14 protein-coding genes are annotated in these 14,097 nt (G+C 68.1%); 8 read left to right on the forward strand and 6 right to left on the reverse strand.

The window, feature by feature from the left end; genetic code table 11:
- Positions 1-5 precede the first annotated feature (5 nt).
- Both AC1PPL_RS02995 and AC1PPL_RS03000 read right to left on the reverse strand, forming a co-directional pair.
- The gene (locus AC1PPL_RS02995; protein ID WP_479972571.1) at positions 6-2,588 is read right to left on the reverse strand and encodes a helicase C-terminal domain-containing protein; all 2,583 of its coding nucleotides are present in this window, start codon (positions 2,586-2,588) and stop codon (positions 6-8) included.
- Entirely contained in the window at positions 2,585-4,270 is a 1,686-nt protein-coding gene (locus tag AC1PPL_RS03000) for a VRR-NUC domain-containing protein (RefSeq protein WP_479972572.1), read from the reverse strand. The genes AC1PPL_RS02995 and AC1PPL_RS03000 overlap by 4 nt, the downstream gene beginning before the upstream one ends.
- A 109-nt stretch (positions 4,271-4,379) precedes the next feature.
- On the opposite strand from AC1PPL_RS03000, the gene AC1PPL_RS03005 reads away from it, so the two are divergent.
- From AC1PPL_RS03005 to AC1PPL_RS03015, 3 genes are read left to right on the forward strand one after another with little or no spacing between them, the layout of a single operon-like run.
- On the forward strand, positions 4,380-5,057 hold the full coding sequence (locus AC1PPL_RS03005; protein ID WP_479972573.1) for a response regulator: 678 nt from the start codon (positions 4,380-4,382) through the stop codon (positions 5,055-5,057).
- On the forward strand, positions 5,054-6,514 hold the full coding sequence (locus tag AC1PPL_RS03010; protein WP_479972574.1) for an ATP-binding protein: 1,461 nt from the start codon (positions 5,054-5,056) through the stop codon (positions 6,512-6,514). The genes AC1PPL_RS03005 and AC1PPL_RS03010 overlap by 4 nt, the downstream gene beginning before the upstream one ends.
- 7 nt (positions 6,515-6,521) lie before the next feature.
- Entirely contained in the window at positions 6,522-7,355 is an 834-nt protein-coding gene (locus tag AC1PPL_RS03015; RefSeq protein ID WP_479972575.1) for a redoxin family protein, read from the forward strand.
- A gap of 38 nt (positions 7,356-7,393) precedes the next feature.
- Here the strand turns inward: AC1PPL_RS03015 and AC1PPL_RS03020 are convergent, their stop codons facing one another.
- Complete coding sequence (locus AC1PPL_RS03020) at positions 7,394-8,296, reverse strand: MBL fold metallo-hydrolase (protein WP_479972576.1); 903 nt, start codon at positions 8,294-8,296, stop codon at positions 7,394-7,396.
- 107 nt (positions 8,297-8,403) lie between these two features.
- On the opposite strand from AC1PPL_RS03020, the gene AC1PPL_RS03025 reads away from it, so the two are divergent.
- The 4 genes from AC1PPL_RS03025 (at position 8,404) to AC1PPL_RS03040 (ending at position 10,340) form a co-directional block, all read left to right on the forward strand.
- Complete coding sequence (locus AC1PPL_RS03025; protein WP_011805640.1) at positions 8,404-8,727, forward strand: ArsR/SmtB family transcription factor; 324 nt, start codon at positions 8,404-8,406, stop codon at positions 8,725-8,727.
- Between the two features lie 4 nt (positions 8,728-8,731).
- Positions 8,732-9,175: a YeeE/YedE family protein gene (locus AC1PPL_RS03030; protein ID WP_123676436.1), complete on the forward strand. Its 444-nt coding sequence runs from the start codon at positions 8,732-8,734 to the stop codon at positions 9,173-9,175.
- 21 nt (positions 9,176-9,196) lie between these two features.
- Positions 9,197-9,619 (forward strand): YeeE/YedE family protein, encoded by a 423-nt coding sequence (locus AC1PPL_RS03035; RefSeq protein ID WP_088887017.1) that lies wholly within the window; start codon positions 9,197-9,199, stop codon positions 9,617-9,619.
- Between the two features lie 103 nt (positions 9,620-9,722).
- Positions 9,723-10,340, forward strand: coding sequence for a DUF599 family protein (locus AC1PPL_RS03040; protein WP_479972577.1), 618 nt, complete (start codon positions 9,723-9,725; stop codon positions 10,338-10,340).
- A gap of 4 nt (positions 10,341-10,344) precedes the next feature.
- On the opposite strand, the gene AC1PPL_RS03045 is transcribed toward AC1PPL_RS03040, so the two are convergent.
- The 3 genes from AC1PPL_RS03045 to AC1PPL_RS03055 all read right to left on the reverse strand — a co-directional run bounded on the left by AC1PPL_RS03045 (position 10,345) and on the right by AC1PPL_RS03055 (position 12,701).
- On the reverse strand, positions 10,345-10,917 hold the full coding sequence (locus tag AC1PPL_RS03045) for a hypothetical protein (protein ID WP_088887019.1): 573 nt from the start codon (positions 10,915-10,917) through the stop codon (positions 10,345-10,347).
- 409 nt (positions 10,918-11,326) lie between these two features.
- Complete coding sequence (locus AC1PPL_RS03050; RefSeq protein ID WP_220638816.1) at positions 11,327-11,947, reverse strand: FMN-binding negative transcriptional regulator; 621 nt, start codon at positions 11,945-11,947, stop codon at positions 11,327-11,329.
- 172 nt (positions 11,948-12,119) lie between these two features.
- A complete protein-coding gene (locus tag AC1PPL_RS03055; protein ID WP_196995692.1) occupies positions 12,120-12,701 on the reverse strand; it encodes a TetR/AcrR family transcriptional regulator in 582 nt (193 codons plus the stop codon).
- A gap of 106 nt (positions 12,702-12,807) precedes the next feature.
- Between AC1PPL_RS03055 and fabF the strand changes: the two genes are divergently transcribed.
- Positions 12,808-14,079, forward strand: coding sequence for a beta-ketoacyl-ACP synthase II (fabF, locus tag AC1PPL_RS03060; protein ID WP_479972578.1), 1,272 nt, complete (start codon positions 12,808-12,810; stop codon positions 14,077-14,079).
- The last annotated feature ends 18 nt before the right edge of the window (positions 14,080-14,097 follow it).

A 14,097-nucleotide genomic window follows, 5' to 3' on the forward strand; every position in this document is an offset into this window, starting at 1 on the left:
GCCCCTCACCCCACCTGCCACCACTGTGGCAACAACGCGCGCACCTCGGCACGCTGAAAGCGGTCGTCCATCAGCACCACCACGCCCTGGTCGTGCTCGGTGCGGATCACGCGGCCAGCGGCCTGCACCACCTTGCGCAGGCCGGGGTACAGGTAGGTGCAGGCATAGCCCTGGCCGGGGCCCATCACCTCGTCCAGCGCACATTGCATGGCGTCGTTCACCGCATTCACTTGCGGCAGGCCCAGCGTGGCGATGAAGGCGCCGATGAGGCGGGTGCCCGGCAGGTCTACCCCTTCGGCAAAGGCGCCGCCCAGCACGGCCAGGCCCACGCCCTGGCCGCCCTCGGTAAAGCGGGCGAGGAAGGCGGCGCGGCTGGCGTCGTCCATCTCGCGCGTTTGCTGCCATTGGGGCACCTGTGGGTGGCGCTGGGCCAGCGTGGCGGCCACGCGCTGCAGGTAGTCGAAGCTGCTGGCAAAGCACAGGTAGTTGCCGGGCTGGTGCGCGTACTGCGCGGCCACCAGATCGGCGATGGGGGCGAGCGAGGCCTCGCGGTCGCGCCAGCGGGTGGAGATGTGCGGGGCCACGCGCACCTGCAGCTGGTGGGCGGCAAAGGGGGCGGCCACGTCCAGCCAGGCGGTGTCGGGCGGCAGGCCCAGCAGGTCGCGGTAGAACTGCGGCGGGCTGAGCGTGCCCGAGAACAGCACCGTGGCCTGCGCCGCGGCGTGGCGCGCGGCCAGGTGCGGCGCGGGCATGACGTTGCGGATGCACAGCGTGGTGGCGGGTGTGCGGGCCCGGCCGCTGCGGCTGCGCGGTGGCGTGGCGGTGCGCTGCAGATCGAACAGCGCATGCGGGCCGAACTGCTCGGCCAGGGCCTGGAAGTGCAGCAGCGACCAGTAGAACACCAGCACCGCGTCGCCCGGCGGCAGGGGCTGGTCGGCCTGGGCCTCGGCCATGGCGCCTACGGCGCGCTGCACGGCGCCCAGCAGCGCGGGCGGCACGGTGGTGTGGGCCTGGTAGCTGGGCGTGGCGGCGATGGGGAGCGCGGGTGCGGTGGCGCCGGTGTGCAGTGCGCCGGGTGCGCCCGGCGCGTCAGCGTCTTCTGCGGCCTGGCCCACGGTCTTGTTCAGCGCGTTCCACTGGCGGTGCAGCGCGTCGAGCGCCTTCTTCACGGGGCCGGTGGCGGCCTGGCGTGCGGCGGCCAGCTCGAAGGGCGAGAGCGGCGCGGTGTACATGCTGCGTGCGCGCTCCAGCAGGTTGTGGGCCTCGTCCACCAGCACGGCCACGCGCCAGCCCTGCTGCTGCGTGAGGGCGTAGAGCATCGCGGCGCTGTCGTAGTAGTAGTGGTAGTCGGCCACCACCACGTCGGCCCAACGCACCAGCTCTTGCGACAGGTAGTAGGGGCAGATGCCGTGCTGCAGCGCCACGCTGCGCACGGCGGGCGCATCCCAAGGCGCGGGCTGCTGCACGGCGGCGGCGCGGGCGGCGGGCAGCCGGTCAAAGAAGCCGCGCGCCAGCGGGCAGGCATCGCCATGGCAGGCGCTGCCGGGGTGTTCGCAGGTCTTGTCGCGCGCGTGCAGGTCCAGCACGCGCAGCGGCGTGCCTGGCGCGTGGGGTGCCAGCGCGCCCTGCAACTGGGCCAGCGCGTGCAGCGCCAGGCCGTGGCCCGTGCCCTTGGCGGTGAGGAAAAACAGCTTGTCCAGCCCGCTGGGCAAGCGTGGCGCGCTCTCTTTTTTGAGGGTTTCCGTATCCCCGTTGGGCACCGCATCGGCGGCGGCGCCGGATGCGGCAGCGGCCGGAGCAGGCCTGCCCTGCCCTGGCGCGGCTATCGCCGGGGGCACCGTGGCCGGGGGCGCCATCGCCGGGGGCGCCATCGCCTTGAGCAGCGGGAACAGCGTGCCCAGGGTCTTGCCGATGCCGGTGGGCGCCTGGGCCAGCAGGCAACGCCCGGCGGGGGCGCTGGCGCCCTCTGCGTTGGGGTGTGCGGTGCGGTACACGGCCACGGCCAGCTCGCGCTGCCCGGCGCGGAATGCGGGCAGCGGAAAGCGCAGCCGCACCAGGGCGGCGTTGCGCTGCTGGCGGTGCACGGCCTCGCTGTGCGCCCAGGCCAAATAGCGCTGGCACTGCGTGGCAAAGAACGCCTGCAGCGCGGCGGCGGTGTGTTCCTGCACCAGCACGGTCTCGGCATGGGTGGTGGCGTGCACGTAGACCAGCGCAAGCTTGAGCCCCGCCAGCCCGCGCGCCTGGCACAGCAGGTGGCCGTACACCTGGGCCTGGGCCCAGTGCAGCGCGCGGTGGTGGGGGCGCACGCTGTCCAGCGTGCCGCGGTAGGTCTTGATTTCTTCGAGCTGGCCCAGCGCCGCGTTCCAGCCATCGGCACGGCCGCGCACCGTCAGGTGGTCGTACGTGCCGGTCAGCGGCACCTCGGCCTCGTAGCCTGCGCCGCGGCGCTGCTGCACCGCACGGTGGCCCTCCATGCCTTCGAGCGCGCTGGGGGCGGGGGTGAAGCGCAGGTCCAGGTCACCCGTGCGGGCGGTGAACTCGCACAGCGCGCGCACGGCCACCACGTGGGGGCGCGGGGCGGGCGTCATGCCGGGGCGCACCACTGCACGTGGCACACCTGCACCGGAATGCCCTGCGCCACGCAGTAATCCAGCCAGCGGATCTGGTTGTCCTGCAGCTTGTCGCCGGGGGCCTTCACCTCCACCAGCGCATAGCGATCGGCCCCGGGCGGCCGGCCGGGCCAGAAGCGCACCAGGTCGGGCAGTCCGGTGCGGTTGGCCTGCACGTCGCGCAGCAGCCGGGCATACAGCCGCTCCAGGTGCGCGGGCGGAATGCAGTCCAGCGCCAGCGCCAGCAGCTCGGCGCTCAACGCGCCCCAGGCCACGAAGGGCGACTGGGTGCCGTGCTTCTCTTCAAAGCGCTGCAGGATGGTGGCGCGGTAGCGGCCGTCGTGCAGCTCGGCCAGGCAGGCGTTGAACAAGGCCTGGCGGCGGGCCACGAAGTCGGGCGCGCCCAGGTCGGCCGGGCCGCTCTGGAACGGGTGGAAGAACGCGCCCGGCAGCGGCGCAAAGATGGCCGGCCAGCACAGCAGGCCGAACAGCGCGTTGACGAGCGTGTTCTCCACATAAAACACCGGTGCCTCGGCGCAGTGCCAGTGCGCGCGCAGCGCGTGCTCCACCGACTGGGGCGGCGTGGGCGCGGGCAGTTCCACGTCCATGCGCAGCGCAGCCACGGCCGGGGCCAGTGCCGGCCGGCGCGGCCCGCCGCCCTGCCCCAGGCTGCGGCGCAGGCGCGGCAGCATGCGCGCCACGCGCTGGTGTTCTTCTTCACTTTCAGGAGCAGCCAGCGCTTGATGGGCAAGGGCTAGGGCCTGATCGGAGCATTGCATGCGCTCCAGCACGCGGATCTGGCGGTGGCGCGCACCGGGGGCGCGGCTGGCGGCGTAGGCCTGCGCGGCCAGCGGCCAGTCGTGCGCGCGCTCGCAGGCCTGGCCCACGCGCAGCAGGACCCGCGCGCGGCGCTGCTCCAGCCACGGCGTAGCGCTGTGCGCGGCGGCCAGCGCCTGCAGCAGCGCTGCGGCATCAGCGCCCTCCGCGTCCAGCGCCTGGCGGCAGGCGCTGAGGGCGAGGTAGGTGTCCACATCGGCTGGGCTCTGGAACGGGCGCGAGGCAGCGTCCAGCGGCACGGCCTCGTAGCGGAACACGCCCAGGTCGGCCAGCACGAACTCCGCCCAGCTCTGGTGCAGGTTGCCGAAGAACATGAGCCGCAGCCGCTCGCAGCGCGCGCCCACCGTCACCTGCCACACGGGCTCGTCGGCATGCGGGTGCCAGGCGGCGTAGGGCTGCCGCAGGTCAGCGCGGTCGGCCAGGGCCTGCAGCATCTCGGCCTTGCGCATGGTGGGGTGCAGCGCAGTGCCCTGCAAAATCTGTAGCAGCTCGCGCTTGGTGTGCAAGGCAAACAGCTCCGATAGACCCAGAGGCGCATCGGCGCACAGCCAGCCCCGCGACAGCAGCGGCGCGGCGGCGTCGCGCGTGTCGGGAATCTCGTCATAGGCCAGCTTGCTCGCGCGAAACCACGGCCCGCGCCGCATCACCATGCGCACCAGCAGGGCCTGTGCGGCCTGGGGTAGTTGCCGAAAGTCGGTGAGGAACTGCAGGTCGTCCACACCGAGCAGGTCGCCATAGCGCGTGTGCAGCCAGTCCAGCGCACGCTGGAAGTTGTGCAGGTAGTAAAAGCGGTGCGGTGCGGGCGCAGGGCCGGGCTGCGGCATACAAAAGACTGTGCGTTTATACAGTCAATGATACCGACGCAGCGGGTGCGCCGTTAATGTGGGGATAACGCGCCGTTCCTAGAATGCGGGCTTTTGCCAAGCGGGCCGCATGCACATCCTGATCGTCGAAGACAACGCGCTGGTGGCCAGCGGCATCCAGGCCGGGCTGGAGCTGCACGGCTTCACCAGCGACACCGCGGGCAGCGTGGCGCAGGCGCAGGCCCACATGACCAGCCGCCAGTTCGATGCCTGCGTGCTGGACTTAGGCCTGCCCGATAGCGACGGCATCAGCCTGCTGCGCCAGTGGCGCGCCAAGGGGTTGGCGCTGCCGGTGCTGATCCTTACCGCGCGCAGCACCATCGAGGACAAGGTGGCCGGCTTTCAGACCGGCACCGACGACTACCTGACCAAACCCTTCGACCTGCAGGAGCTGGTGCTGCGCCTGCGCGCCCTGCTGCGCCGCGCAGGCGGGCGCACCAGCGACCTGCTGGCGCTGGGCGACTGCCAGGTCAACATGGCCACCGGCGAAGTCACGCGCAACGGCGTGGCGATAGACATCTCGCGCCGCGAATGGGCGCTGCTGCAGGCCCTGCTGCAGGCGCACGGGCGCGTGCTGAGCGCGGCGCAGCTGCATGACAGCCTGTACGGCCTGGACCAGGACGTGGGCAGCAACACCGTGAACGTGCACGTGCACCATCTGCGCAAGAAGCTGGGCGCCGATGTGATCGACACCGTGCGCGGCCTGGGCTTTCGGCTGGGCACGCGGTACTGCGGCGGTGCGGCATGACGGCACGACCTATGCAAAGCCTGCGGGTTCGGCTGGTGCTGGGCCTGAGCCTGACCATTTGCCTGGTCTGGAGCGGCGTGGCGATCTGGCAGTTCATCAACATGCAGCGCGAGCTGCGCACGCTGCTGGACGACCGCCTCATCGCATCGGCCCGGATGGTGGTGGGCATCGTGCAGCAGTTCCAGCAGGCCGAGCTGGCGGCAGCGCCGCGCGCCAGCAACGATGCGCTGCTGTCGGTCATTGGCCGCGATGGCGTGGCCTGCGAGGTGAGCCTGGTGCGCAGCGAAGTGGACATCCTGCCCATCGCGCGCACTAACAACATCCCGGACATGGCCTCTGCCGGCAGCGCGGGCTTTGGCCAGATCACCAAGGGCGGCAAGCAGTGGCGCACCTATGTGCTGGAGGACAAGGGGGTGCGCGTGGCCACCGCCGACCGGCTGGATGTGCGCGACCAATTGGTGCAGACCTTCGTGCGCACGCTGGTGCTGCCCTTCGTGCTGGCGCTTGCCGTCATCCTGCTGCTGACCTGGTGGATGGGCACGCGCAGCCTGCGCCCGCTGCAGCGCCTGCGCGAGGAGCTGGTGCAGCGCCCACCCCACGACCCCACGCCCGTGCAGTCGGGCCGCGACGTCAAGGAACTGGCCCCGCTGGTGGACAGCCTGAACCAGTTGCTGGCGCGCATGGACGCCAGCATGGAACACGAGCGCCGCTGGACCGCCGACGCGGCGCATGAGCTGCGCACGCCGCTCACCGCCATCAAGACCCATGTGCAGGTGGCGCAGCTGACACTTGCCGCGGGCAACAACAACGCCAGCCCCGACAAGGCCGCCAACGCACTGCGCCAAGCGGGCGAAGGCATCGACCACATGCACGCCACGCTGGAGCAACTGCTGCAGCTTGCACGCGTGGAAAGCGCCAGCGCGGGAGAGGCGCGCGCCACCGTGGGCACCGGCATCGCGCAGGCCTTCCGCCTGGCCTGCAGCCAGTCCCTGCAGCGTGCCGAGAACGAGGGCATTCAGTTGCCCTCCCCACCGCTGGACGCGGCAGAAATACCCGCCGACCCGGCAGCCTGGCAGGCAATACAGCTACCGCTGCCCCCCGCGCTACTGGCCTGCGCCATCACCAACCTGATCGACAACGCGCTGCGCCATCACCAGGGCCCCACCCCTGTGAGTGCCACGCTGCGCTGGCAAGCCGATGCTGCCGGTCCGGGCACGGTGGAAGTCTGTGTGCGCGACGAAGGCTCCGGCCTGACCCCTGCGGAGTGCGAGCAAGCGCTGCGGCGTTTCTGGCGCAAGTCCAGCACCTCGCCCGGCAGCGGCCTGGGCCTGACGATCGTGCGCCGCATCGCCGAAAGCGCCCATGGCACGCTGACGCTGGAGCCGGCCGAGCCCGGCCTGCGGGCGCGGCTGTGCCTTCCGGCGCTGGTGGTGACCTCTTCGGCGGCAAAGGACTGACGCCGCCGTGGACCGCGTACTGCACCTGGGCCCACTGGTCCTGCCGTGGATGTTGCTGGTGCTCCTGGGCGCCTGGCAGTTGGGCACGATGGTGCATGAGCGACTGGCCGCACGGCGTGGCCTGCCGGGCGGCCCGCATGGCTGGCTGCTGCCCCTGGTCGCACTGATCGCGGCGCGGCTGGGCTTCGTGCTGCGCTATGCGGATCTGTATGCCAGCGCGCCGGTGGCTGTGCTCGACATCCGCGACGGCGGGTGGTCGCCCTGGGCGGGCCTGGGCGCCGCGCTGCTCTATGTCGCGCTGCTGTGGCTGCGGCGCAGCCCATGGCGGCAGAGCGCCACGGCAGGGCTGGCCACATTCGCCGGAGTATGGCTGCTGGGTTGGGGCGTGCTGCAGGCTACGGCACCGCGCGAGCAGGCCGCCCTGCCCTCATGGCAAGGCGTGGCGCTGGATGCGCGCACGGTCGCCCTGCCAGAGCTGAAGGGGCAGCCCGTGGTGGTAAACCTGTGGGCCAGTTGGTGCCCGCCCTGCCGGCGCGAGATGCCCGTCATGCTGCAGGCGCGCGAGGCACAGTCGCCCCAGTCACAGGTGCGTTTTCTGTGGGTGAACCAGGGGGAGCCTCCCGAGACAGTCGCCCGGTTTGCGGCGCAGCAGCGCCTGCCGGCCGCCGATGTGCTGCTGGACTCAGCGGGCCAGCTGGGTAGCGCGCTGGGCCACAAAGCCCTGCCCACCACCCTGTTCTATGACCGCCAGGGCCGTCTGGCCGCGGTGCGCGTGGGCGAGCTGTCGGCTGCCACGCTGGCCCAACACCTCGCGCTCATCAGCGGCCACTCCGCCCCTTAGCAACGCGGCCGCTGGCGCAAAGAGGTGCGCCGCCGACGTCACGACATGCCCTGCGGCGCGCCAGCCCCTTTCAGGAACGCATTGATGGGCAGCTGGATATAGGTACGCCCGTCGTCCTGCGCGGGCGGCAGCTTGCCGGCGCGCACATTGACCTGCACCGAAGGCAGGATGAGCGTGGGCATGGCCAGTGTGGCGTCCCGCGCGGTGCGCATCTGCACGAACGCGGCCTCGGTCACGCCCTCGTGCACATGGATGTTGCCGCTGCGTTGCTCTGCCACGGTGCTGACCCAGGCAGGTGCGCGGTTCTCGGGCGGATAGTCGTGGCACATGTGCAGTCGGGTGTGCGCGGGCAGCGCCAGCAGGCGCTGGATGGAGCGGTACAGCGTGACGGCGTCACCGCCCGGGAAGTCCGCGCGCGCCGTACCCACATCGGGCATGAACAGCGTGTCGCCCACAAACACGTCGTCGCCCACGCGGTAGGCCATGTCGGCAGGCGTGTGGCCGGGCACATGCAGCGCCGTCAGCTCCAGCCCGCCGACATGGAAGGTCTCGCCGTCCTCGAACAGGTGGTCGAACTGGCTGCCGTCGGGCAGGAAGCTGCGCTCGAAATGGAACACGCTGCGAAAGAGCTGCTGCACCGCGCGGATGTGCGCGCCGATGGCGACCTTGCCGCCGAGGTGGTGGCGTATGTGCTGCGCGCCCGAGAGATGGTCGGCGTGTGCGTGGGTTTCCAGAATCCACTGCACCTGCCAGCCCTGGCGGCGCACGTATTCAATGATGCGGTCCGATGACGCGCTGGTCAGCGTGCCGGACTTCGGCTCGAAATCCAGCACGGGGTCGATCACTGCCGCTTGGCCGGCGTCGGTGTCTGCGAGCACATAGCTCACGGTGCCCGTCACGGGGTCGAAGAAGGGCTCGATATGCATGGAGGCGTGGGGCATGAAGGTCCTTTCGCAATGAAGACGGAAGTGCCGAAGCAGCACCACCAACCAACAACAGTTTATTTTTTGATATATTATATGAAAACATATTGTTTTGCACCTCCATCATGATTAACGACGCCACGACCCTGGACCTGCCCGCCATGCGCGCCCATGCGGGCGAAGCCGTGACCATGCTCAAGCTGCTGGGCAACGAAGACCGGCTCATGCTGCTGTGCCAGCTGACCGAAGGCGAGCGCACCGTGGGCGAGCTGGAGCAGCTCACCGGCATCGGCCAGCCCACGCTGTCGCAGCAGTTGGGCGTATTGCGCCGCGACGGGCTGGTGCAAACCCGCCGTGAAGGCAAATTCATCTGGTACCAACTGGCGGACGACCGCGCACTGCAGCTGATGCAGGCCATCCATCGCCTTTTCTGCAAGCAAGGAGCTTGATCCCATGACCATCCTCTGGAATTCGTTCACCCCCTGGTCATCGCTGGCCGGCGGCATGCTGATCGGCCTGGCCGCGGCGCTGCTGATCGTGCTGTTGGGGCGCATCGCCGGCATCAGCGGCATCGTGGGCGCGCTGCTGCAGCGCAGCAGCTGGGCCAGCGTTGCCAACTGGGGCTGGCGTGCGGCCTTCGTGATCGGCATGGTGGTGGCGCCATTGGTCTGGCAGCTCATCGCCCCCCTGCCCCCCATGGAGATGCCCAGCAACCCGCTGGTCATCGTGCTGGCCGGCCTGCTGGTCGGCTTTGGCACCCGGCTGGGGTCGGGCTGTACCAGTGGGCACGGCGTGTGCGGACTCTCGCGCCTGTCGCTGCGCTCCCTGGCCGCCACCCTGACCTTCATCGGTGCCGGCGCCGCCACGGTGTTCGTGGTGCGTCACGTGCTGGCCTGACCCATCTCAAGGAGAAACACCATGGCTTCTGCCATCGCATCACTGCTCGCCGGTCTCGTCTTCGGACTGGGCCTGATCCTGTCGGGCATGGGCAATCCCGCAAAAGTACAGAACTTCCTGGACTTCTTCGGCGCATGGGACCCTTCGCTCGCCTTCGTCATGGGGGGCGCCATTCTTGTGGGGCTGGTGGCGTTCACCTGGGCCCGCAAGCGCAAGACCTCGCTGCTGGGAGACCCCATGCAGCTGCCCTCCTCCACCGCGGTGGACAAACGCCTGCTGACCGGCGCGGCGCTGTTCGGCATTGGCTGGGGATTGGCGGGGTTCTGCCCCGGCCCGGCCGTGATGAACCTGGGGACGCTGCGCGGCGAGGTCTGGCTGTTCGTGGCCGCCATGCTGGCGGGGATGCAGCTGCAACACTTCTGGGATCGCCGCACGCGCTCCTGAAAAAATAGCTGGCAGCGCTTGTCATTGGCCGAATTCATCGCAATAACGCATTGAAAACCAATACCAACAAGCGCTATAAGCTCCTTAATTCATAGCGATGCACATGGACTCCCTGTTGTTTCTCCTCACCGCCGCGCTGCCACTGCTGTACCTTGTGCGGCACTGGGCGTGGGCACCTTCCGCCACACGCGCCCATACACGGTTGCGGCAGGAATGGTTTACCGCCATTGCGCAGCACAAGGGCACCGAAGTGCTGGGGGTCCAGACGCTACGCAACTCGCTCATGTCCTGCACCATGACGGCGACCACGGCCACGCTGGCGTTCATGGGCGGGCTCACGCTCACCCAGGGACATTGGCCGTCGCAGTGGTGGCACCACGGTTTTCCACCGTTGGGCACCGACCAGGGCTTGGCCTTCTGGAACGCGTTCACCGTGCTGGTGCTGCTGGCACTGGCATTTCTGACCTCGATGCTGGCGGCGCGCAACTACCACCACGCCGGTTTCGTGGCGGGCATGCCCGTGGAGTCCGCTGCGCGCCGGTCATGGCAGACCCTTGGCGAGCTCAGTCTGATGCGCGCGGGCCTGTACTACAGCCAGTCGCTGCGCCTCATGATCTGGGCGGTGCCGCTGGCGCTGTTCTACATCCACAGCCTGCTGGGCGCTGCCGTTGCGGTGGCGCTGTTCCTGTCGATGTGGGACTGGCTGGACGTGGACCGCTGATGCCCTATTTGCCGCCGCCCAGGCGGTCCATCAAGCCGCCGCGAGAGCTGTCGGGGTTTGCCACCTGGCCGCTGGCGGACTCCACGGCAGTGACAAAGTAGCTCATCGCCTCGACGGCCTTGCTGCGCTCCTCACCGCTGTTGAGCGTCTCATCCACGCTGCGCCCATCCGCCGTATAGACCCGCACCCAGCTGCGCGGCGTGTAGGCGATCTGGTCCACCAGCCGCAACGGCACATCGAACGCCGTGGCGGGGTAGCCCAGCGCAGCGGCCTCGGCGCGCGAACGTGAACGCACGCGCACTGCCTGCCCGCCCCCCAAATGGAAGTCCGCGCCCGTGACCTCCGCCGCCTGATGGGGCAGGCCCACGGTGAGCACCGCCTGCGCCGGCTTCGCCGCGCTCCACGCCGCCGCCAGCACGGGGCACTGGGGCCGGGAGCACGCGGCACTCGCGGGCGCCACCGTCACGGTCTTTTTCCCTTCGGATTCGCCTTGCTGAATCTGCGGCACCAGCGTTTGCTGGCTGGCACAGCCCGCCAACACCAACGCTCCGAACGCACCCGCCCGCCAGAATTTCATGGATTCACTCCCACATAGAAAACCGCATGGTGCCATGCCCGCGGGCGAGATGCGGCAACCCTCGGGATCCTTCATGGGCCCGCTCCCGGAATAAGGCATCCGTGCCGACCGGCTCCGGCATCGCCATTGCACGCTCTGCGCCAACGCGACGGCACGCGATGCGGCGCGCGGCTTTCACCGAGGCGCGCAGGAGGCGATCCGCCACCGCACTGCCGGGCATTACCGCCCCAGCAGGTCCGCTGCCGGATTGCATGGCAGCCACCATGGCCGGGCTTACCACCAGTGCCCACCTTGATAGGTCAGGGCTTGGATCGTTTGCTGGCCAGCGCATCACCTGGCAGGCAACGCACTGAGGCCCGCCACCCCGCTCCGCGCATGGCCACAAGCCGGCCGGCCAAGGAGTTGCGGGTCACGATGTGGGGGACGTCGCCTCCCTCATGGCTTTGGCGAGCCCATGGTTGCCGCGGGACTCCAGTCCTTGAATCGCGCCCTCGCGGTCTTGCTCGCCGTGGTGCTGGTTCAGCTTGCGCTTTCCTTCCAGTCGCCCGAGACGGATCTCGATGCCCACGATATGCCGCAGTTGCTCATCCAAGTAGTCTGGCGGCGCATCACCCATCTTCCATGGCTGTGCCTGCCCCGCCTCATGCTGGCGCGTTAGCAAGGCGACCACCCTGCGAACGAATTTCACATCGTCGCGGACATGAATCGTTCCGTGGGCATGGACAACCTCGTAGTTCCAGGTAGGCACGCGCCGATGCGTCTCCTGTTTACCAGGATACCAGTTGGGAGAGATATAACCTTCGACGCCGCGGAAGACGACAAGCACTTGATCGCCGTCGCGTACCTCGCGCCAGATGGGATTGCCACGCGCCACATGCGCCAGCAGCATGTCGCCATCCAGAAAAAATGGAAGGTGGTTGGCCTCCAAACCGGCGGGAGTGTGTGTCACCAGCATGCCCAGCGCGTTCTCGCGGACGATGCGGTGAAGCTCCCCGATCCGGGACTCGGCGAATTGTGCAGGTAGGTACATAAAGCGCGTGGTGGAAAAAGTTGCCGGAAGCCTTTCAAGCCAGGCGCCCGTTTGGCGCCTATCCAAACCCGCTGCGCAAAGGATGGACAGGCCCCCTAAGGCTAGCAGCCTCATCGTCAGCACTAACGTGATGGGCGCTTCAAATGTGCGAGCGCCTGTCCAAATCCAGCGACTACGGGGCTAGCTGCTCCCGCAAGGTTGCCAATATTTCTTCAGACAGCGCCGGGTCGCCTGCCGCCGTGGCGCGGGCGAGAACCAATGCCCCAACCATGCTGCTGAGGGTCGCGATAGTCCGGGCACGCTTGGCCCCGTCATTACCCGGGAGCACGCTCATAAAGCGCTGGATGTTGCGCTCCACCCCCTGCGCAAAAACCTTTGACATCTCAGGCCCCGCTCTTGCAGCATCCGCTGCCAATGCCGCAGCAGGGCAACCCTCTCCAGGGTGATCGCGGTGGTTCACAGAAAGGTAGCCATGCACCAGCGCACGGAGTCTGGTTTCAGGCGCACCTTCCGCCTCCCGAGGCTCCCATCCGTCGAGCGGCGTGATCGTCCACTCAAATGCACGCAGGCACGCCTCTCGCGCGAGGGCATCCTTGGACTCAAAGTGCCGGTACAGCCCGCCGTGCGTCAAGCCTGCATCGCGTGTGATCTCGGCCACGCCCACGCCATCCAGGCCCTTTTCCCGATAAAGGCGCGCAGCGGCTTCCACGATTCCTTCGCGATTCTCGGCGGCCTGTGCTTTGCTCACTTTCATGCATTAGATGATATCCATCATCAAAACTCACTTATGATGACAACGATCATCAATAAATCACGCTCAACTCTTCGCAGGAGCTGGATTTCACAGTGGAAGGTGCAGCATGGATCGTCGGGTCGTCATCACTGGCTTGGGCTTGGTATCTCCTTTGGGGTGCAATGTGGAAGTGGCCTGGCAACGCCTGCTGGCAGGCCAGTCTGGGATCCGCACCCTAGATGCAGCCGTGGGTGAAGGCACGGGTGTCTCCATCGCTGGACGGGTGCCAAGCCAGGAAGAGGATCCGCAAGCCGGGTGGAACGCCGAAGCTGTCGTCTCGGCGAAGGAGCTACGTCGCATGGACCGCTTCATCGCCTTTGCGTTGGGCGCGGCAGACCAAGCTCTGGCACACGCACGGTGGACCCATCCAAGCGTTGAGCAGCAAGAGCGTGCGGCGACCATCATCGGCTCCGGCGTGGGCGGCTTTAGCACCATCGCAGAAGCGGTGCGCACGACGGATGGCAAGGGGCCACAACGCTTGTCGCCTTTCACCGTACCCGCTTTCCTGGCCAATTTGGCGGCCGGACAGGTGTCGATCCGGCACCGGCTGAAGGGTCCGTTGGGTGCTCCGGTGACGGCCTGTGCGGCCAGCATTCAAGCCATTGGCGATGCAGCACGGCTGATCCGCAATGACGAAGCGGATATGGCGCTCTGCGGCGGCAGCGAAGCCACCATTGACCGGGTTGCGCTGGGCAGCTTTGCCGCCGCGAAAGCAGTAACGACCTACAGTGACGGCGATCCCGCAAAGGCTTCGCGCCCCTTTGACCTGGCTCGGAACGGCTTTGTCATGGCCGAGGGTGCGGGCCTATTGGTGCTGGAGGTCCTGGATCATGCATTGGCGCGTGGTGCCACGCCGCTGGCCGAGATCGTGGGCTACGGCACCTCCGCCGATGCATACCATGTCACCTCCGGGCCGGAGGATGGCTCTGGCGCCGCACGATCAATGCGCGCCGCGTTGCACCAGGCACAGCTGCAGCCTTGGGATATTCAACACCTGAATGCGCACGCGACCTCCACTCTCGTGGGCGACCGAGGCGAGTTGGCAGCCATTCGACAAGTGTTTGGAGCCGGCTCTGGCCCATCCATCACAGCCACCAAATCCGCCGTGGGTCACATGCTGGGAGCCGCTGGCGGGGCCGCTGCGATCTTTACTGTATTGGCATTGCGCGACCAAATGGCGCCACCTGTGCTCAATCTAGAACATCCAGATCCATTGGCCGACGGCCTGGATCTGATCGCTGGGAGTGCGCGTGCCCATACCATGAAGCACGCCATGCTCAACGGATTTGGTTTTGGCGGTGTGAATGCGTCGCTGGTTCTGAAGAGATTTACAGCCTGACCCATATCTTGATCAAGC

The organism is Diaphorobacter sp. B2A2W2, assembly GCF_056730635.1.

Excerpts from the sequence above, each read along its gene's own strand:
- AC1PPL_RS02995 (WP_479972571.1), bottom strand. The coding sequence starts at position 2,588 with ATGACGCCCGCCCCGCGCCCCCACGTGGTGGCCGTGCGCGCGCTGTGC.
- AC1PPL_RS03000 (WP_479972572.1), bottom strand. The coding sequence starts at position 4,270 with ATGCCGCAGCCCGGCCCTGCGCCCGCACCGCACCGCTTTTACTACCTG.
- AC1PPL_RS03005 (WP_479972573.1), top strand. The coding sequence starts at position 4,380 with ATGCACATCCTGATCGTCGAAGACAACGCGCTGGTGGCCAGCGGCATC.
- AC1PPL_RS03010 (WP_479972574.1), top strand. The coding sequence starts at position 5,054 with ATGACGGCACGACCTATGCAAAGCCTGCGGGTTCGGCTGGTGCTGGGC.
- AC1PPL_RS03020 (WP_479972576.1), bottom strand. The coding sequence starts at position 8,296 with ATGCCCCACGCCTCCATGCATATCGAGCCCTTCTTCGACCCCGTGACG.
- AC1PPL_RS03025 (WP_011805640.1), top strand. The coding sequence starts at position 8,404 with ATGATTAACGACGCCACGACCCTGGACCTGCCCGCCATGCGCGCCCAT.
- AC1PPL_RS03030 (WP_123676436.1), top strand. The coding sequence starts at position 8,732 with ATGACCATCCTCTGGAATTCGTTCACCCCCTGGTCATCGCTGGCCGGC.
- AC1PPL_RS03035 (WP_088887017.1), top strand. The coding sequence starts at position 9,197 with ATGGCTTCTGCCATCGCATCACTGCTCGCCGGTCTCGTCTTCGGACTG.
- AC1PPL_RS03040 (WP_479972577.1), top strand. The coding sequence starts at position 9,723 with ATGGACTCCCTGTTGTTTCTCCTCACCGCCGCGCTGCCACTGCTGTAC.
- AC1PPL_RS03045 (WP_088887019.1), bottom strand. The coding sequence starts at position 10,917 with ATGAAATTCTGGCGGGCGGGTGCGTTCGGAGCGTTGGTGTTGGCGGGC.
- AC1PPL_RS03050 (WP_220638816.1), bottom strand. The coding sequence starts at position 11,947 with ATGTACCTACCTGCACAATTCGCCGAGTCCCGGATCGGGGAGCTTCAC.
- AC1PPL_RS03055 (WP_196995692.1), bottom strand. The coding sequence starts at position 12,701 with ATGAAAGTGAGCAAAGCACAGGCCGCCGAGAATCGCGAAGGAATCGTG.
- fabF (WP_479972578.1), top strand. The coding sequence starts at position 12,808 with ATGGATCGTCGGGTCGTCATCACTGGCTTGGGCTTGGTATCTCCTTTG.